Raw genomic sequence first — 18,398 nt, 5'->3', positions numbered from 1 at the left:
TGAATGGCAACATAATTGCTTTCCACGTTTTACCCATTCCATAACAGTTGAGTAGTATTTATGGCTTCGATAAATCGTAGACAATTTTTAGCATTAGGCGGGCTGACAGCAGCTTCAACCCTATTACCTAACCTTGCTCATGCAACTAAAACCGTTGTACCAAGTAATCGCATTTTGACCCTTTCAAGTGTTCATACTGGCGAGTCTGCTAGTTGTGAATACTTCAATGGCTCACAATACGTACGCGAAGGATTACTGGAGCTAAATCATATCTGCCGTGACTTTAGACAAGATCAAGCCACTATGATGGACGCAAGGTTGTACGACAAGCTAAACGCAATCCGCCTTAAACTTAAGGTTGAAGATGCGCCAATTAAAATTATCAGTGGTTATCGCTCACCTGCTACTAATAAAATGCTACGTAGCAAATCAAGCAAGGTCGCCAAAAAAAGCTTTCACATGACAGGTCAAGCAATCGACTTTTTTATTGAAGGTGTGCCAATGAAAGATGTTCACCAAGCAGCGATGTCTTTACGCTCTGGTGGTGTCGGTCGCTACCGCGATTTCATTCATATTGACACTGGGCCTACTCGCGCCTGGGGATAATAATAGATACTCAGGAAAAGTCCTCAGCCAAATAAATAGGTTTGGCTGAGCCTTAATGCTACTTGCTCTGTGATTCAGCGCTGAGTTTAGTCTGAATAAAATCACTGTGTTTTAGATAGAGTAAATCCGCAATTTTGCGAATGATGTAATCTTCATAGGGGTCTAGCTGATTGTCAGCATAGGCTACTAACCACATACCTTTAACGAAACGAACTCGCTGCTCGTAACTGAGTTGCTCTTTTAGCACCGACGTAAACGTTTGCATTGAAACTGACTTGTCTTGCTGTTGTTGCGCTTTAAGTAACAAGGCTTTTGCCTCTTCATCACTTAAACCAAAAGCCTTCACCAACATGTGCTCAATCTTGTCTTGTTCTGCCGTTGACATCTCACTATCAGCTTGTCCAACTTCTGTCAGAAGCACCGCCACCGCTAGCTCAATCTCAATTCGATCTGGTTTTTCTTCTATCTGTAAATCAGCAAAAAAACTTTTTAATGCAGCAATCATAATATTCCTATTTTTAACAAGACAACACTGGCGATACATTCAACCTTTTATAACGTGATTGTCGCGCTAGCAAAAAACAAACAACAAAAAAGCCAATAACAAACATCCTATCTAGTAGATAGTCTACTATACTTGATTTTGACTAAACGCTTGTTTTATTTAACTACAAGGATACTTCCTATGTGGTCAGACATCTGTAAAAACATCAGCAGCGCGCTCAACCAAGAATTCCAACCCATAGAGAAAAAGCCACTATTAAATGGGAACATATCCCATACTTATCGATTAAGCAGTGCTCATGAACAGTTTTTTGTCAAAATTGATGAGCTCGATAAACTCGAACTTTTTGCTTGCCAGACCGATAACTTAAGTAAAATCAGCCAAAGCCAAACAATCCAATGTCCAAAAGTAATTTGTTATGGCACCACCAGAGCGTTTAGCTACTTGGTACTTGAATACTTTAACTTTTCCTATGCAAAGGATCAAAGCTGGTATGCTACTGGCGAACAAATAGCACGTATGCATCAATACGGTGAGCAAAAAATGTTCGGTTGGGACACAGACAACTACATCAGCGCCTTGGTACAACCGAATCGATGGGCCAAACGTTGGTCTACCTTTTTTTCAGAACAGCGCATTGGCTGGCAACTAGAGCTAGCCTTAGAAAATGGCATGGCATTTGGAAATATCAACTCAATTGTTGACCAAGCCCACCAGGTATTAATCCATCATAAACCGACCCCTAGCCTACTTCATGGCAACTTATGGCTAGGTAACATTGGCTTCCATCTTGATGAGCCTGTTGTGTTTGGTACAGCAAGCTATTGGGGTGATCGCGAAGCTGAAATTGCACGAAGCCGTTTATTTAATGTATTTCCCGAGTCTTTTTATCAAGGTTATGAACATGTGTGGCCACTGGCCCATGACTACACCGACCGCGAACTGATCTATCAGTTATACTATCTATTAACCTTGTGTAATCAAGATGGCAGCGACCATCAATTCAAAACTGAAATGTTGGTTAAACGAATAATGTTACTGTAGTCAACACATGAAAGAGGTGTAGCATGATCAACTTTTATGAAGCATCAATTACTTGCCCTATTTGTGGTAATCACACTGACGTATCTCTCGACGCCAGTAATGGGGATCAAGATTTTTACGAAGATTGCCGTCAATGTTGCCATCCTATTCATATTCATTTACACGCAAATGAACTAACAAACCGACTAGAAGTCATCGTTAATTCAGATGAAGAATAGCTTATTAGGCTAATATTTTTTGACATAAACCAACATTAAAAGAGAATTTTTATTCATTTTTGTGTTTTACACACCTTGCTAGTTGAATTCTCAACGCATTACATTTATTGTGCCCGACCTGCTAACCAACCCTACTTATATTTGTTAATTTAATATATGGCAGAATGGTGAGCTCAATAATATTAATTATATAAAATTATTCACTAATCGAGGTTTCCTTTGCAAAAACAACTAGGCATTGCATCATTAGTCGCTTTAGTCATTAGCACTATGATTGGGGCTGGTATTTTCAGCTTGCCACAAAACATTGCGGCCGGCGCTTCTGCGGGTGCGGTTAGTATCGCTTGGTTGATCACCGGCGTAGGCATGTCAGCCTTGGTGCTGGTGTTTCATTTTTTAGCCAAAGTGAAACCTGAGCTTCAAGGTGGCATTTTTGACTATGCCAAGGCAGGATTTGGCGATTTTATGGGTTTTAACTCCGCTTGGGGTTATTGGATCTGTAACTTATTGGCCAATGTGTCTTATGCCGTAGTGTTTTTCGGTGCATTAAGTATTTTCACCGACACCACTGATTGGGTACTGTTCGGTGAAGGAAATACCGTTGCCGCTATTATTGGCGCCTCTATTTTAGTCTGGACCATGCACTTTTTGGTACTGCGGGGCGTGCAAGTGGCGGCAGCTGTCAACATCGTGGCCACGATAGCTAAATTACTGCCAATTATCGTATTTATAGTGGCAGTGATCTTAGCCTTTCAGTATGAAAAATTTAGCTTCGATTTTTGGGGAACTGCCACACCTGAGCTCGGTAGCGTTATGGATCAAGTTAAAGCCTCAATGATGGTGACCTTATGGGTATTTATTGGTATTGAAGGCGCGGTGATCGTTTCTGGTCGCGCCAAAAACCGCAGTGACGTTGGCAAAGCGACGATCATTGCGCTGATCTGCGCCCTCACCTTATATATCATGGTAACGCTGTTTACCTTTGGTGTTATGACACAACCAGAAATAGCCGCTTTACATAACCCATCTATGGGGCAAATTTTAGCGCATATCTTAGGCCCATGGGGGGCTAAATTTGTTAGTGCAGGCTTGGTTATTTCGGTATCAGGTGCATTACTAAGTTGGACTGTGGTATCGGCTGAAGCGCCATTTGTTGCCGCTAAATCGGGGTTATTTCCTCGTTGTTTTCGTCGTGAAAACAAAAATGGCTCAGCCTCGTTTTCATTATGGGCATCCACGTTATTAGTACAGTTTTTCTTGATCATGACACTGGTACAAGAAAGCACTTACTTAGCGTTGGTTTACATCGCCACGTCAGCGGTACTGCTACCTTACTTATTAGCTGCCGCCTACGCCGTTAAATTGGTTATTAGCCAACAAAAGCGCGAACACAAAATGAGCAGCTTAATCATTGCCATTATCGCTACTCTCTACAGCTGTTGGCTAGTTTATGCCGCCGGTTTAGACGCACTACTACTTTGCGCATTATTATATGCACCTGGCATCTGGGTATATCGCAAAGCCAAAAAAGAAGCCGATGAAAGCTTCTTAACTAGCCACAAAGAAAAAACCTTTGCTGCTTTACTTATTTTTATGGCCATAACGGCCTGTTACATGATTGCAACGGGCACCATCAACCTATAACAACATTGCCATCTGACAGGATAATGACAAACTCGGTTTGACTTTAACGCGCCAAGCTGAGTTTTTTGTTTATTCACTCAACAGCTCAAAAACAGCCTAGATAAACACTGTTGTTCTCAAACGCCCAATGGTAACCTGCTGCAAAATAAATCAAATTTCCAGATTAGCAGGCAAATATGAGCATTATAATATACTTAATTTTGGGGGCCTGTGCAGGGCTAATCGCTGGCTTATTTGGCCTTGGCGGTGGTGTGATTATCGTCCCTGTGCTGATTTTTGCTTTTGGACTGCTCAACTTCCCAGCCGATGTCTTGGTACATTTAGCCGTAGGAACTTCCCTTGCTACCATCATCATCACTTCAAGTAGCTCTGTCTTAGCTCATCACAAACGCAGAGCTATTTCTTGGCCAGTGGTTAAGCAAATGAGCATAGGCATCATTATTGGCACTTGGCTCGGCGCATTTGCCGCTGATTATATTTCAGGCCCTGCATTACAAAAACTCATTGGCGTATTTTCATTATGCGTAGCATTGCAAATGGCACTTAACCTCAAACCCAGCGCCGCGCGTAAGCTGCCTAATAAATGGGGACAAAGTGTTGCAGGCACGGTGATAGGTAGCATATCGTCTCTATTTGGTATTGGTGGTGGCTCACTTTCTGTGCCTTTTTTATCTTATTGTAGCGTTGCCATGCCCAATGCCGTGGCGACCTCCTCAGCCCTCGGCCTGCCCATCGCCATTTCAGGGACCTTAGGGTATATTTACTCAGGTTGGGATAGCGCGCAATTACCTGAATACAGCCTTGGCTATATCTATCTACCTGCATGGCTAGGCATTATTTTAACCAGTGCCCTATTTGCTAAATTAGGCGCAAAACTTGCCCACCAACTGCCTCCACTGCTAATGAAGCGCTTGTTTGCAGCTATCTTATCGCTGGTGGCCATTAAGTTTTTGTTCTTCAGCTAATGTTAAACAAAACTCTTATTCTAATGGGCAAAAAAACAGCAACTCTAAACACCGAGTGCGCAACAAAAAATCAAATTGCTTTAAAAATCAGCATTCAAACAAAAATGATAGATTAAAGATTGAAATGACCAGTCCGTTAGGTAATAATCCACACCGTTGCGAAAGCAATGAATCAATGGTGACCCTAGGGTCCTCTCGCATTGATACTCCGTGAACTCGGCCAGGACCGGAAGGTAGCAACCGCAGCGGATGACTCAAGTGCCGGGATGTGGCTTTAGGGTTACCACCCAACCTAAATTATTCTAAAATTCAACATCTTACTTCATTCATAATTTAATTATAGTCTAATCGTTATTTTTCGATAGCTCTAATGCCAAGAAATACCATTATTTTATCTCATCAATTCTTTGACTATTCCTGCTTAATTCTGTGTCGTTGCTAAGCACATTGTTCCCTGCTCCGAAACACCAACAACAAGCCACTTAAATAAACAACATGCGCTCTTAATATTGCCAATCTTCATAAGCTAGCGGAAGGCTGTTTTGTAAATTACGGAGCTCTCGCCATTGTGGTAAACAGAGAAAAAGCCTTTGGCAGTTTTGCCTTTGCCAACTTAAAAACCGATGAAAATGGCAACACGGCGGCTTGGATCAAGGCAAGTTTACTTGGCCCTAGGATTTTCAAAGAACATACTCAATTTTGTATCTTGGCCTAAAACGATCTAAAGATAATAGAATCACATCAAAATAGATCATTGATAGCACAATTTCATAAACAGTCGGAAAAAGCTCAACCAAAAATGCCCTTGCAAAAGGATATGAAACACTAGATAAAAAAATTGCCAAGCACCAGATAATAAACGACTTCTTATTCAACAAAATTCTTTTGTGTACATCAATACACATGATACAAGACTCAATACCACCTCAATAAGCAAAATTGGGCAAGTCTAAAATACCCACTCAGTTTTGTGGTACTCCATTACATCAAATAAATATAATGATAAACCTCACAGAGGTGCCATTTCTCTCTTATGACAAAAAGATTAAATGTCTATAGTTCTAGATCTCTCTTTATTGCACATATAGCAAAATAAGCAGTCAGCTTTTTAAAAAGGTTATTTAATGTCACCATCTGAACTAGTTACCTTCCTTGAATCCATTGTTGAAAATGACGTAAAACATGCCGTGATGATTTGGGGCCCACCGGGCGTAGGCAAATCGTCTATCGTTTCTCAACTTTGCAAAACGAACAAAATAGGCTTTGTTGATGTGCGCTTGAGTCAGTTGATGCCCAGTGACCTGCGTGGTTTACCCTCACCCGTAAATGGGGTGACTCATTGGAACCCTCCGGCATTTCTACCGACAGCGGGACGCGGTGTATTGTTTATGGACGAGCTCAATATGGCTCCGCCTGCACTGCAAGGCGTGGCACAACAACTTATCCTAGATAGAAAAGTAGGCGATTATGTCTTACCTGAAGGCTGGCTAGTTTGGGCAGCAGGTAACCGAAACACCGATCGCGCCGCGGTATATGAGATGCCTGGGCCACTGGCAAACCGCTTTTTACATTTAGAAGTTGCCCCCTCACTTACCGATTTTAAACAATTTGCTTTTGCTAATAATGTTTGCGAAACCATCATAGGTTTTCTGACATACCGTCCTGATCTGCTGCACAAAATGCACCCATCAGACCCAGCTTGGCCTTCTCCTCGCACCTGGGAAATGGCATCCAATCTGGTTCGCGCTGGGCTATCTATTGAATCAGCTGTGGGTCAAGGCCCTGCTGAAGAATACCGTGCCTTTGTACAACTTCGTGACCATCTACCAAATATTGACGCTATTCTTGAGGGTAAAACATCCGAGGCCTTCCCTCCCGACCCGTCCATAAGATATGCCACCATTGCCGCATTGGTGTCACGGTTCCAAAATACTGAACAGGCCGTAGCCGCATTTCAATGGTTAATTACTAACGCCAATGAAGAATGGGTTCATCTTTTCGCTAGTGACCTTTTCCCGCGCCTTCGAGCATTGGAACAGTATCAAGGGTTTGCCCGCAAAATAGTGACGGACAACTCAGCCAAACGCTTCCTTGCTGACTTTGTCTCACTGGTGTCCTAGCAAATGAATGCAACAAATGACTCTGCGAAACTATGGAGTAAGTTTTTGCTCAAGCTCAAAATGCAGAACCCTTTTTTTTCAACGTTAGCGATGTTCGCAACCTTTGAGCTCAATGACAACATTACTCACGCTCAAACACAGCATAAAAAGCTGGTCATATCGCCGGCGTTTTTACAACAGTTTAGCGAGCAACAACAGTTTAGTTACATGCTACATCAGGTGTTACATCTTGCCTTGCAGCACATTAAACGAGGTGAAGGACGCTACCAGCCATTGTGGAATATCGCTGCCGATATATCAGTGAATCAAATTATCAGCGATACCACAGACTGGCCTATAGCCCCGATGACTGCCTGGGACCACCGCTTTAAAGGACACTCAGTTGAGCGAATATATGCTTCACTGCAAAAAGAAGTAGCCAAAACAGCTGCTCACTTAAATGCCTTGGCGGTCCAGTCAAGTTATCATGCACAAAACAGTAGCTCAGATGGTAAGCCTAAAGACGACATCTCGACTGAAAAGATCAACGCACCTGAACACCTTCAAGGTATAGGCGAAACGCAAGCTATTAAACAGCTTATAAAGCTATATGAGGTCCATGCTGATTTCAGCACTCTTCCTAGTGAAGAGACCGAATTGGCGAAAACCTATTGGCGCAGCGCGGCGACTAAAGCCACTCAATTGCATCCCGATCCTCACTACGGCAATCATTCCGATAGCTTGGCTCGAGAAGTTGAGCTCAGTTGCAAAACACAGCTCGACTGGCGGCAAATGCTTTGGAAATATGCAACCCCCACTCTGTCTGACTATACCGAGTTTGATAACCGCTTTATCTATTGTGGGTATTACACAGAAACATTACAGGCTGAATCTCTTAGTATTGATCTGATCATTGATACCAGTGGTTCAATCTCAAAACGTGAGCTATCAAGTTTTGTCAGCGAAATGATTGCCATAAAACGCTGCCACCCGCTGGTAAATATTAAGGTGTATTACGCAGACGATGAATTATATGGCCCCTACGAGATGCCTGAAAAGGTGTCTGAATTGCAGATGCCGATTGGCTGTGGGGGAACAAGCTTTGCACCTTACTTCAATGCGTTAAAGCTGAAGAATCGATTTACTGATGCACCTCAAGCCGTAATTTATTTCACTGACGGCTTTGGGGATTACCCTGCTCAAGCCCCCTCAATCCCGGTCCTCTGGCTAATTACCGAAGATGGTTGTGATGATAGCAATGTGCCATTTGGCATCATCGTAAGACTTAAGGAGACATCCGTATGACACTAAATGAGATATACCAGGCTGAAACATGCCCGCCTAAAACCCAGTGGCTCCCTGAGTTAATCGCCGCCAGCCGTGAGAAAATAGATAACTTTGTTGCGTCAGAAAATACCCAAGGCTGGTTCTTAAATGGGGTATTCCATCACCGGGTGGATAATGATGATAAGGTATATCAGTCTATTTTTCAGCACCCTAATTGCCCACCAAGATTGATCGCCATAGCGCAACGGTTTAAACCTGAGTGGATAGTCGACTCACCTGCAATGGCGCTGATCCAGCTTGGCATGTTAGATCCAGATGGTAAAAAAGAATGGGAAACGACTAAAAGTTCGCTCGCCCATAAAGAGCTAGCGATGTTTATCTATTCTGGTTTGTTTCAACAAGAAAGACGCTATATTCTGAATCACTACACTTACGACAAAGACCACTTTGATGAAATCCTAGTGCTTTGCGCTAACCGTAATCGATATCAAGAATACCGACAGGGCCTGATGCGTAATTTGTTTGCATTAACTCCTCCATTCATTTTCGACGCCTTTGCCGAGGAGGCTAAAACCCCAATCTCCCTTGCCGCTTTTCAACCTATCCAAGCTCTCGCTAATAGATTAGCGGCAATGAAGGTCACCGAACTTGAGTTTGTTGCACAAAGAGACGACCTGACCGTTGAAATCCAACACTTTCTGGCATCTCATCGCTCTGTAAAAATTAAAAAGCGATTGTTAGAAAACAAATGGGCTGATGAAACGGTGTTGCTTCAACTGGCACAAGATTTAAACGCCAAAATAGCTGTGATGGCTAAAAAAAAGCTTTCTAAGGAACGCCTGAGTGAGCTGAATCAGGCTCTAACCACTACAGCTCTTAATAACAAGCTGGATGACAAAGCACTGCTTGATTTACTGCGAATTGAAGCGGTATCCACACAAGCATTATTAGAAATAGCCACAACCGCTGAGCCGCTCTGGTGCTGTGCAGCCACTCTGCACAAGTCTGCAACACAAGAGGTGTTTAACGCTGTTTGGCAGCGAGAGGATTTGCCTAACTGGGCCAAAATAGGTATTGCACTGCATACGCAAGATGCTGCACAAATCGATGCATTGATAGCAACGGGCAACAAAGATCTCTGGTTTGCGTTAAGTGATAACCCAAACCTTAGCGCAGCTCAGGCAGAAACGCTGATCGTTAAAAGTAAGGATGAAGTCATTTGGTGTGGAATTGCCAACTCCTTTATTGATAACCATGAAGTCCTTAACATTATCCTCAACCAGCGTGGCAAAAAAGTACTTTGGCAAAAACATCTAAAAATGTTGCTCGACCCTGACACCTCAAGTAAAGATGTTGTTAAAATCCAAGGCAAAACAAACCCTCATGGCATTGTGTTTTCTCGATTGATGGCCCGCCACGCTCGCTGTCCAATCAACTTCATTATTCGACTTGCAGCGTATTTTCCGCAAGACACTAAGCTCAATACAAAATATGTGCTTAAGCTACAAGAAGATCCTGAAAGTGCACAAGCCGAACAATACAGCACTGGAAAAATTGAAAACTTGCTGATGACAGGTGAAGGCTACAGTTTTGTATACGAATGGGTACTTGAGAACTTAACCGATGAACGTGATATTCGCAGGTGTATATCAGTACCAAGGTTAAACCCAAATAAAGTGCGCCACTTGGCTATCTCAGCGGATGATCAAACGCTACGACGCTTTGTTGCCACGTCAGCTAGGAAGTATTCATTCTATGAGTATCGGATGTTAGCAACCATAGGCAATGCAACAACCCTTAAAAGTCTGATCAAATCTGAATATATTGATAATGATTCGTTGAAAGAATTACTTGAACACAATGATAGTTCAGTGAAAACTTACGCATTAAAACTTGCGAAAAAACGCAAGCTTAATGTCAACACGACAACTGCCGTAAAGAAACACCCACGCCAGAATAGCCTAGGTAACAAACCAGAACGGGTAGAACTTGCAAAGGAAACGTCAGATTTAGCACTACTGACTATTCTTGCATCTGATAAAACCCGAGATGTAAGAGAACAAGTCACCAACAACAAGAATGTTTCACCCGAGCTACTCCTATTGCTCGTAGCCGATAAAGATGATTTGATCACTCTATATGCACTTAAAAATTTGAAAGAACTTACACTGTCTAAGTCTGAAAATGAACGCTTGCAACAAGTAATCAAGGATATATTTGTTGATGATAACCGCGCTGAGCGCCTCCGCGTCGAGGCGGCTAAAGTCATCGATGATGGAATTCTATTAGCTTCTCAGTTCATCAACGGTGCCAGTGATCTGGACAAAATTATCTTGGCGAAATCAAATTGCAGCGAGTTTCTTGATAAAGCCTTCTTTGCCGCCCAGCGCGGGGATGTAAATATACACTATCCGAGTTTGGCTAGTAATAAGTACCTGAATCCCCTTCACGTGAATCAGTTAATCAACAGCAAGGATATACAAGTACGAAAAAACATCGCCTGTAATCAAAGGTTAGATAATGAACAGATTTTACGTCTTTGCCATGATCGTGAGTTTATCGTTTATAACCTAGCAAGTTCTGAGCATTTAGATCTAAATTGCCTACCTACCTGGGCTTTATGTAAAGCTTATCACTACACTAACTGGGGGACTGTTCGTGAGCGTGTTGCCCAAGTCCTCGAATTAAGAGGAATTAAAAGTCACAAAATCATAATGACTCTACCGAACCTACTAAAGCTGTTTGACTTAAAGATGACGGTTAAGAATTTCAATAAAAAACTACTGGAAAAGGGGCTAGTTGAAATAACAAATATGGCTCATCATTCCGTTAAGCCCATTAGCAGAGAGCGATTTGCCAATGAAGCTTATTTATATGGACATGATTCAGACGTCCCAGAGAATATGTTCACTCCTTTATATTACCCACACAGCTTCGCTGAGCTACTTACGTTACTTGAAATAGAAGTTAAAGAGCCCTTGTCTTAACTTGGCGTAAAGAGGCCAGCATGTGCTGGCCTCTTCTGCTCTGCATGTTCGGTGATCAACACTGCTCTTTAGAAGCGTGTAGCTCTGATAAGATCTTGGTGGCTTGTCGTTTGAGTGTTGTTGCTCATTCCACTTTCATGGTTGTTTCCAGCACAAAATGTATCACTATAGTTGCACTGTCGTCGCTGTTAGGAATGCAGCTCATTGTCACTGACACAAACCTACGCTTAATTACTATTCGCTTTGCACCTTACATTTGCTTGGTATAGACTAGTACAATATTTTTGTACTTTATAATACTGGGATGGGTATGAGACAAGTTGATTGGCATTATAAGCGACCTGAGCTTGCCACTCAGTATCTAAAATCCGTTGGCTTAAGTCCTATTTCGCGGATTGCGCTGTTAGGGGTACGGCGCATTGGTAAGACCGCATTTTTGCTGAAAGATCTTGCGCCAAAAGCATCTGAGCTTGGCTTTGTGCCGATTTATCTCAATATTTGGGAGAATGAAGAAAGCCCGCAAGAACATATCATTATGACCCTTGATCGCTTTATCAGTTCAATGAAATCGAGCGCTAAGCAATCGATAAAGGACTTACTTGCGTCTGAGGTAAAAAAACTGGATATCAACCTAGGTTTGATCAAAGCAACGGTTGATACATCAACAGTGCACACCACGGTGACACCTTCTGAAATTTCTCAAATAAGCGAACAGATCAAAGAGGTGATCAGACTAGCGAATGAGATGAACAAGCGCCCTCTGTTTATCATAGACGAGGTGCAGATTTTAAATTCATCTGAAAAATTTTTGCCCCTGCAAGCCTGCTTGCGCACCAACTTTGACACCTTTGATGAAATTTGCGCTATATACGCAGGCTCTTCGCGCGGCGGTGTTGCTGCCATGTTCAATCAAAAGGAAGCTGAAGTATTAAGTGGTGATAAATTTGCGAAGCGGGAAATGCCCTTTTATAACAGCGCATCTTTGGTTGAGTTCCCTCACCTTGAGCCTGAGTGTATTGATTTTTTTCTTGGTGTGTTGGCGCAGCGATTTAGTATTAACTGTGCTAAGCGCGAGTTGTCTGATGCCTTTAAAGAGCTAGACTACTCACCTTTTTGGTTGCGTATGTTACTCACTGAGATGACCGCCAATATGCAAGATGTTAGCTCGGCGATGAAGACCATCAAGGGAAAAATAGAGGTGGATGGTGCGCTGGATTACATTACTGCTGGGCTCAGTAAACTTGACAAGTTGGTTTATCTTCGCCTTCATGGCACCCGTAGCAAATATTCGCAACAAGACATGCTGTTTTACTCAGAGCAGATGGGGAAAAGCATTAAAAAAAGCTCAGTGCAAAATGCCATCAGTAAGCTTAAACGACTGAAACTCGTCACCGAATATGATGCAGGTATGTTTTTTGAGAAAGCTGGCCTTAAGGCCTATATCGAGAAAGATTTAAATCTTTAAGCTGTTATTGTTCGTGCGCTTGTGCACCTTGAGGCGATGACGGCTAGGTAGGAAGATAGCTGGCATGTAAGTACTCAATCAATTTGGAGATGCTTGGTTTCAGCAAGCGTTTGCAGGCGTTTAGGCAAGGCATTGAGCAGGTAATGCTTTCCCTTATCAAAACCAATCACGTGGCATAAACGCCTGTAAAACTTGCCCTTTGGGAGTGCCACCGTGTTTCCCTAATTTAAAATTAAGATCGTTGTTAACACGGTGACGCTCTGAAACATGCATCTTCAAGTTGATTGGGCATAAGCTTGATGTGGTTCAGATTACTACATCAACAGCGCTAGCATGTGCGAGTTATGCTGCACTTAACACAAAGGTGCGGTAATCTTCGCTAACCAAGTCTTGGTCTAATTCAAGTGATAACTGTGACGCTATTTGCTCAACTGCAGCAAACTTCCAAGTTAAACCACTGGCTTTATTTTTTGAAAGAAAAACTTCGCCCGCTGGCGTTGCTTGGCGCGCTTTACCTGTTTGTTTGGCTTCTTGAAAGGCAATATCTTCAAGAAGTTTATTCACTTTTGCCGCGCCCACATTAAGCAGTTTACCCATGATGGTTGGCGTTAAATCGTCAGATTTAATTGCTGTGTCAACGGCCTTGACCACGTCTAGTGGGTGCTTCACGTCAAAAGCAGTGGTTGGCTCAGCAGGCTTAGCTGTTGCAACGGGCTTGGCAGCTTCAGAATGAGTGACTTCAGATTTGTTTGCTGCAGCCTTAGTTACTTTAGTCGCTGTTGTTTTAGCAACAGGTTGGCTTTTTGATGCCGAGGCAGCTCTGTGCGCGACTTTATTAACAGATTGCGCTTTATGTGCTTTTTGTTGGTTAAATTTTTGTTTTTTACTTTTCGCTCTTGCTTGGCGTTTTGATAACTTCATTACAGCTTGTTTTCCATTATTTATTGCGTTTGCATACTTCGCCGAGTCATCCATCTCGGCCACTTCATGCCCTTATTTTTCGCGGCTATTATAAAGCAACTGAGCAAAGCTTCAAATTGCGCCAGCGCAAGAACAGCGCACATGCTACTTATTTATCTCTAACGCACTGAATTGCAAAAATAAATAAACAAAACACCATTGAAACCAACAACACCGCCCACACCATGTTTAAGCCAAGTTGTAATGAATTAAGTAAGCTAGTTACAAGCAGTAACACAGTACTTAACAACATTAATTGTTTAAATTTTTGCTTTAATGAGGCGGGTGTATCTTGTTCAAGCTGCTGCTGGCGTAATTGCCAACCTGCCAGCCCGGCAGCAAAAGCGGTAACAATAAAGTAAAAGTCTCCCTGCCCTCCCGCACTATTTATGGCAATTAAACACAGTGCCACATTGCTAAGGTAAAAAATGGTCGCAGAGATATTTTTATGGAATCGATAAAAAGGAAATAAACACACAATAACTAACACCATCGTCCCCGTTGGATAATACATAACGCCAATACCAAGCACGGGTAATAGTTGTAATAAAAATGCATAGATCATTTCATCTTCCTCTGTAGCCGCAAAGCAGGTAGTAACTTTTGGTGGTAAAAAGCGTTAAAAGATTGCTCCATCTGCCAATTGATTAAATAAAAGCCTTGTTGCCTAAATTTATCCAAGATGTTTTGCCGCGCTAAATGATACAACGCTTTTATCTGCTCGTGATGCTCGCCTGTCACTAAACCAGAGGGATCGGGTACAATCACCGTTATACAATAACCGGCGCGTTTAAGGCCTTTTAGCAGCGGCAAATCACTGGGCTGTAATTGACTAATAAATACGATATTCGCTTTATTTGGAAAGTACATTGTCGGTTTGTGCTCAAGAGCCCACAGGTTAATTTCACTTCCCGTTGATGGCTCCACTTTAGTCAATGCTTGCTCTATTTTGAGCAATTGCCTACGACCAAAGTTTGGATACACATAATCCATTTTCTGGCCGAGAGTAAGCAAGCCTAGACGGTGACCGCTGTTCAGTAAGCTCTTAGCCATGGTTAAACCAAGCGATAAAGTGTTGTCTAAACAGGTTGCCAGCGCCTTAGCTAGCTCACTGCTGCCATGTAAATGGCCGTGTTGACGACCATCAACAATCAAGCCAACATTCATATTGCTGTCTTGTTCAAACTCGTTGGCCAGCAACAACTCTTCATGTTTTGCACTGGCACGCCAATTGATCCCTCGACTTGACATCTGGTCTTGATACTGAGTTAAGCCAAAAAAAGCCTCACCCGTGCCCGCCTTACCCGCAGCTACCACACCATTAAAGCCAAAGGTTTTATTAGATTTAAGTGGAATACTGCCCATGTGTTTTGCCACAGGAGCCTTACTCACAGTTTGAACATCACGTGCATTTTCACGGTGATAAACTTGGCCAATAAAATCTGCTACAGATATTTCCATATCACTAAATTCAAAATGCCCTCTCTTTGCCACTAATTCATGTTGGTGATTGAAAACTCGCTTTTGTGTTAACGGCGCAGCCATGGTTACACTGGTCCCGTTAGCTTGGTTCAATGCCTGTTCATTAAGCGCTAGGGCCTCTGGTATCGCCTCTTTGAGGTATATCAACTGTAAACTGCTTGCCAAATTTTCAACCTGATAACTCAGGGTAAAGTGGCTCTCGCTTGTGGCCACATCACGACTTACTTTTAATTTAACAGGCCGCTGAGTTGCTGCAGCCGCTAATAAGTACGCCAGCGGGAACAAGCTCATTGCGACTAACGTGACATTGGTGGTAACCAAGCCCATTACAAAAAAGATAACAAACAACAGCTGTAAGGATTTAGTTTGCTCCATTACCTTGCTCCATTGGCACGGCAAGTTTATTCAAAATGCCTTGAATGATTTTTTCAGCGGCTTGATCTTGCCCCCATAGCTCAGGCGATAAACTTAATCGATGGGCTAAACACGGTATGGCAATAGCTTTAATATCGTCTGGCAATACATAATCGCGTCCCTGCATGGCAGCCCATGCTCGGCTAATACTTAGCAACGCGAGACTGGCTCGCGGACTGGCGCCAACCACTACATTGGGCAAATTGCGGGTAGCTCTAACAATTTGTACTATGTAGCTTTGCAGTGCATCGCTCACTGTGACTTGCTCGATGGCATTTTGCATCGCAACAAGTTCACTGCACTCGGTGATCACCTCTAAACTAGCTTGCGCTGTATGGCGGTGTTGCCTGGCGGCTAGAATGGCTATTTCTTGCTCTTGCGAGGGGTAACCGACAGAGAGCTTGAGTAAAAACCGATCTAACTGCGCCTCTGGCAACGGAAAAGTAGACTCATACTCAATCGGGTTTTGTGTCGCCATGACAAAAAACGGCTGTGGCAACATTAAGGTTTCACCGTCTAGGGTCACTTGCTTTTCTTCCATCGCTTCTAACAAGGCCGACTGCGCCTTAGGTGATGCGCGGTTAATTTCATCGGCTAATAGCAGTGAGGTAAAAATGGGGCCTTTTTTTAGCTGAAACTGATTGTTTTGGCGATCAAATATAAAGCCACCTAAAATATCACCAGGGAGTAAATCAGGGGTAAATTGAATGCGCTTAAAGTCTAATCCTAACACCCTGGAAAAGCTTTTCGCTATTTGGGTTTTAGCCACCCCCGGATTATCTTCAAGTAACACATGCCCTTGCGACAATAACGCTGCAAGCACTTGTTCTAATACGTGCCTTTTGCCGATAATTGCTTTTTCAACCTCTGCCAATACCGCCTGACAAATATCAGGAACTTGTTGTAAGCCTATTTTATGTTCGTTCATCGCTGATTCCTTAAGATTGATTAGAGTGATGGCTACACAAAGCCGTTAAGATAATTTGAGTATGTGGCAAGTAAGGCTGCGTATTCACTGGCCAATAACCAAAGCTCAAGGTTTGTTGCCAATTTGGCTTTACCGCAAACGCCAGCGCTTGTTTTAAGTCCGTAGCAATGGCGGGGTCTTGCTGCAACTGTTTTAGTCCGTCTCTGCTGCTCAGCTGATGTTGCGTACAATACCTGTTCATATACAAACCTTTTACATAGCTGTGTAATTGGGACTCATTTCCCGCTTCAAAATAATCACTTAATGTTTGCAGTAAATGCTCATCTGTTGCTGGCGTGCCTTGGTAATTAATCAGCAACACTTCTGCAGCCAAGTCCGCTTTTCTAATGCGTTGTATACTGATAAAAAACAGCATCAATAGTAATGACACCCAAACAAACACCGCTGGCAGCGCCAATGCCCAAGTGAATAATGTCAACAGCCATAGTGGTGGATAGCTAGCCAGTATTAGTAGAGTGACCAATGACATCAAAATAAAGATCAATACTTTTCGAATGCTATAAGCGCTGCTTTTGTTCATGCCTTCGCCTCCGCAATTTGATTTAAATAGCCAATAGCTAGCGACAAGTCTTGTTGGTCAAATGGTGCTTGGCTGTAACAGGCTTTTTCAAACAGCAAGGTTATTTGATAAAGGGGCTTGGCAGGCAAGTTCCCTTGACATAACAGCTGATAAAACTCATGTGCAGTTTGCGTTGGCTGCCGCACTAGTTGGTATTGCTCAGCCAGTAACGTTAATAATTGTTGATAACATTCAATAATTTGTTCTTTACCTGCCGCTTGGTTAGTTTGCATCGTTTCTGCTTGGGCCTTTGCTAGGCTTGCCAGCACTGGCACAGGAGCAACGGGCGCACCTATGTCCCTGCGCGAGCGCCGCTTTCGTAACATTGGTGCGACGATCAACCCTAACAGTGTGGCTAAAATAGCGGCAATCACCCACGGACTAATGTGAATAGATTGGCGAATCTGTTGCTGAAGTTGCTCAGGCTCGGTCTCAGTCCAAAGGGGTAAGACTTGCTCATTTTCAATGGAAGTCGGCCTTTCTTGTTTCGCCACAACAGACGCTGAGAATTCTGTTTGCTCGGTTGCTACCGAATTCATAAATAAGGTGAATGCACCAAAGAAAAGCACCATGCCAATGGCATAAGCAATCACAATTTGACGAATATGAGCCGCGTTAAACAAAATAAAAAAACATCCGCCAGCTGCCACTATCATAAAGCCTATAAGGGGGATCCCCATTGGACTGCCAAGCATGATGTTGAGGGCATCTTTATAATACTCAGGCACCTGAGTTTGCAACGCGATGCTGTTAATGCAACTAAGCAATAAAGCCGCCAGAATAAAAGCCGCAAGATAAAAACGTGTGGCGCGATTTAACATTCAATAGTCCTTTTTATTACACATGCAAGAACGATATATACCTAATCAACCTAGAAATGCATAATTTCAATGCACCTTCAAGATGATTGGGTATATAGCACTTAAAAATCATATATATAGACTTGCTTACAGCAATGGACTTAGATTATATACTGAAGGGAAAAAAGTCTGACCCAAAATGCGTAATTGCAGAAATTTACGAATTTGACGTAAGCAAAAGGGATTGATTCACTTAAAATTAACTGAGTTTATGTGGTGAATGATTAAGCTTGGATCATCTTACAGCAACATATTAACGTAACTAACGGAATGATATCGCAGGCAACAGTTTACAACACGCGTTTTAATCGCGTA

General features: G+C 42.7%; 16 protein-coding genes and 1 other RNA gene. 10 read left to right on the top strand and 7 right to left on the bottom strand.

Going from position 1 to position 18,398, the window contains the following annotated elements; genetic code table 11:
* Positions 1-60: 60 nt before the first annotated feature.
* Positions 61-606, top strand: coding sequence for a YcbK family protein (locus tag K1M91_RS15845; RefSeq protein ID WP_232803219.1), 546 nt, complete (start codon positions 61-63; stop codon positions 604-606).
* Positions 607-664: 58 nt separating this feature from the next.
* On the opposite strand, the gene K1M91_RS15840 is transcribed toward K1M91_RS15845, so the two are convergent.
* On the bottom strand, positions 665-1,111 hold the full coding sequence (locus K1M91_RS15840) for a TerB family tellurite resistance protein (RefSeq protein ID WP_232803217.1): 447 nt from the start codon (positions 1,109-1,111) through the stop codon (positions 665-667).
* 180 nt (positions 1,112-1,291) lie between these two features.
* On the opposite strand from K1M91_RS15840, the gene K1M91_RS15835 reads away from it, so the two are divergent.
* The 9 genes from K1M91_RS15835 to K1M91_RS15795 all read left to right on the top strand — a co-directional run bounded on the left by K1M91_RS15835 (position 1,292) and on the right by K1M91_RS15795 (position 12,820).
* A complete protein-coding gene (locus tag K1M91_RS15835) occupies positions 1,292-2,155 on the top strand; it encodes a fructosamine kinase family protein (protein ID WP_232803215.1) in 864 nt (287 codons plus the stop codon).
* Between the two features lie 23 nt (positions 2,156-2,178).
* Entirely contained in the window at positions 2,179-2,373 is a 195-nt protein-coding gene (locus tag K1M91_RS15830) for a CPXCG motif-containing cysteine-rich protein (RefSeq protein ID WP_232803213.1), read from the top strand.
* Between the two features lie 219 nt (positions 2,374-2,592).
* Positions 2,593-4,017 carry a basic amino acid/polyamine antiporter gene (locus K1M91_RS15825; protein ID WP_232803211.1) on the top strand — a complete coding sequence of 475 codons (1,425 nt, stop codon included), beginning with the start codon at positions 2,593-2,595 and terminating at the stop codon, positions 4,015-4,017.
* Between the two features lie 176 nt (positions 4,018-4,193).
* Entirely contained in the window at positions 4,194-4,982 is a 789-nt protein-coding gene (locus K1M91_RS15820; protein ID WP_232803209.1) for a sulfite exporter TauE/SafE family protein, read from the top strand.
* 184 nt (positions 4,983-5,166) lie between these two features.
* An RNA gene (gene ffs / locus K1M91_RS15815) (signal recognition particle sRNA small type) lies at positions 5,167-5,263 on the top strand.
* Positions 5,264-6,106: 843 nt separating this feature from the next.
* Positions 6,107-7,102 carry a MoxR family ATPase gene (locus K1M91_RS15810; protein ID WP_232803205.1) on the top strand — a complete coding sequence of 332 codons (996 nt, stop codon included), beginning with the start codon at positions 6,107-6,109 and terminating at the stop codon, positions 7,100-7,102.
* Between the two features lie 3 nt (positions 7,103-7,105).
* Positions 7,106-8,386 (top strand): VWA-like domain-containing protein, encoded by a 1,281-nt coding sequence (locus tag K1M91_RS15805; RefSeq protein ID WP_232803202.1) that lies wholly within the window; start codon positions 7,106-7,108, stop codon positions 8,384-8,386.
* Positions 8,383-11,355: a hypothetical protein gene (locus tag K1M91_RS15800; protein WP_232803201.1), complete on the top strand. Its 2,973-nt coding sequence runs from the start codon at positions 8,383-8,385 to the stop codon at positions 11,353-11,355. Before K1M91_RS15805 ends, K1M91_RS15800 begins: the two co-directional genes overlap by 4 nt.
* 310 nt (positions 11,356-11,665) lie before the next feature.
* Complete coding sequence (locus K1M91_RS15795) at positions 11,666-12,820, top strand: hypothetical protein (RefSeq protein ID WP_232803199.1); 1,155 nt, start codon at positions 11,666-11,668, stop codon at positions 12,818-12,820.
* Between the two features lie 342 nt (positions 12,821-13,162).
* Here K1M91_RS15795 and K1M91_RS15790 read toward each other — a convergent pair whose 3' ends face one another.
* The 6 genes from K1M91_RS15790 to K1M91_RS15765 all read right to left on the bottom strand — a co-directional run bounded on the left by K1M91_RS15790 (position 13,163) and on the right by K1M91_RS15765 (position 18,044).
* Complete coding sequence (locus K1M91_RS15790) at positions 13,163-13,741, bottom strand: hypothetical protein (protein WP_232803197.1); 579 nt, start codon at positions 13,739-13,741, stop codon at positions 13,163-13,165.
* A gap of 148 nt (positions 13,742-13,889) precedes the next feature.
* Positions 13,890-14,345 (bottom strand): hypothetical protein, encoded by a 456-nt coding sequence (locus K1M91_RS15785; RefSeq protein ID WP_232803195.1) that lies wholly within the window; start codon positions 14,343-14,345, stop codon positions 13,890-13,892.
* Positions 14,342-15,637: a DUF58 domain-containing protein gene (locus K1M91_RS15780; protein ID WP_232803194.1), complete on the bottom strand. Its 1,296-nt coding sequence runs from the start codon at positions 15,635-15,637 to the stop codon at positions 14,342-14,344. The genes K1M91_RS15785 and K1M91_RS15780 overlap by 4 nt, the downstream gene beginning before the upstream one ends.
* Entirely contained in the window at positions 15,624-16,604 is a 981-nt protein-coding gene (locus tag K1M91_RS15775; RefSeq protein WP_232803193.1) for a MoxR family ATPase, read from the bottom strand. The genes K1M91_RS15780 and K1M91_RS15775 overlap by 14 nt, the downstream gene beginning before the upstream one ends.
* A gap of 10 nt (positions 16,605-16,614) precedes the next feature.
* The gene (locus tag K1M91_RS15770) at positions 16,615-17,184 is read right to left on the bottom strand and encodes a hypothetical protein (protein ID WP_232803192.1); all 570 of its coding nucleotides are present in this window, start codon (positions 17,182-17,184) and stop codon (positions 16,615-16,617) included.
* Positions 17,181-18,044, bottom strand: a complete 864-nt coding sequence (locus K1M91_RS15765; RefSeq protein ID WP_232803191.1) for a DUF4129 domain-containing protein — start codon at positions 18,042-18,044, stop codon at positions 17,181-17,183. Before K1M91_RS15765 ends, K1M91_RS15770 begins: the two co-directional genes overlap by 4 nt.
* Positions 18,045-18,398 lie beyond the last annotated feature (354 nt).

Source organism: Motilimonas sp. E26 (assembly GCF_021278025.1).
Classification (GTDB): domain Bacteria; phylum Pseudomonadota; class Gammaproteobacteria; order Enterobacterales; family CBDFNC01; genus Motilimonas.
This window is presented reverse-complemented; position numbering and strand designations above follow the sequence as displayed.

Excerpts from the sequence above, each read along its gene's own strand:
- K1M91_RS15775 (WP_232803193.1), bottom strand. The coding sequence starts at position 16,604 with ATGAACGAACATAAAATAGGCTTACAACAAGTTCCTGATATTTGTCAG.
- K1M91_RS15790 (WP_232803197.1), bottom strand. The coding sequence starts at position 13,741 with ATGAAGTTATCAAAACGCCAAGCAAGAGCGAAAAGTAAAAAACAAAAA.
- K1M91_RS15765 (WP_232803191.1), bottom strand. The coding sequence starts at position 18,044 with ATGTTAAATCGCGCCACACGTTTTTATCTTGCGGCTTTTATTCTGGCG.
- K1M91_RS15820 (WP_232803209.1), top strand. The coding sequence starts at position 4,194 with ATGAGCATTATAATATACTTAATTTTGGGGGCCTGTGCAGGGCTAATC.
- K1M91_RS15845 (WP_232803219.1), top strand. The coding sequence starts at position 61 with ATGGCTTCGATAAATCGTAGACAATTTTTAGCATTAGGCGGGCTGACA.
- K1M91_RS15835 (WP_232803215.1), top strand. The coding sequence starts at position 1,292 with ATGTGGTCAGACATCTGTAAAAACATCAGCAGCGCGCTCAACCAAGAA.
- K1M91_RS15805 (WP_232803202.1), top strand. The coding sequence starts at position 7,106 with ATGAATGCAACAAATGACTCTGCGAAACTATGGAGTAAGTTTTTGCTC.
- K1M91_RS15830 (WP_232803213.1), top strand. The coding sequence starts at position 2,179 with ATGATCAACTTTTATGAAGCATCAATTACTTGCCCTATTTGTGGTAAT.
- K1M91_RS15810 (WP_232803205.1), top strand. The coding sequence starts at position 6,107 with ATGTCACCATCTGAACTAGTTACCTTCCTTGAATCCATTGTTGAAAAT.
- K1M91_RS15780 (WP_232803194.1), bottom strand. The coding sequence starts at position 15,637 with ATGGAGCAAACTAAATCCTTACAGCTGTTGTTTGTTATCTTTTTTGTA.
- K1M91_RS15800 (WP_232803201.1), top strand. The coding sequence starts at position 8,383 with ATGACACTAAATGAGATATACCAGGCTGAAACATGCCCGCCTAAAACC.
- K1M91_RS15840 (WP_232803217.1), bottom strand. The coding sequence starts at position 1,111 with ATGATTGCTGCATTAAAAAGTTTTTTTGCTGATTTACAGATAGAAGAA.
- K1M91_RS15795 (WP_232803199.1), top strand. The coding sequence starts at position 11,666 with ATGAGACAAGTTGATTGGCATTATAAGCGACCTGAGCTTGCCACTCAG.
- K1M91_RS15785 (WP_232803195.1), bottom strand. The coding sequence starts at position 14,345 with ATGATCTATGCATTTTTATTACAACTATTACCCGTGCTTGGTATTGGC.
- K1M91_RS15770 (WP_232803192.1), bottom strand. The coding sequence starts at position 17,184 with ATGAACAAAAGCAGCGCTTATAGCATTCGAAAAGTATTGATCTTTATT.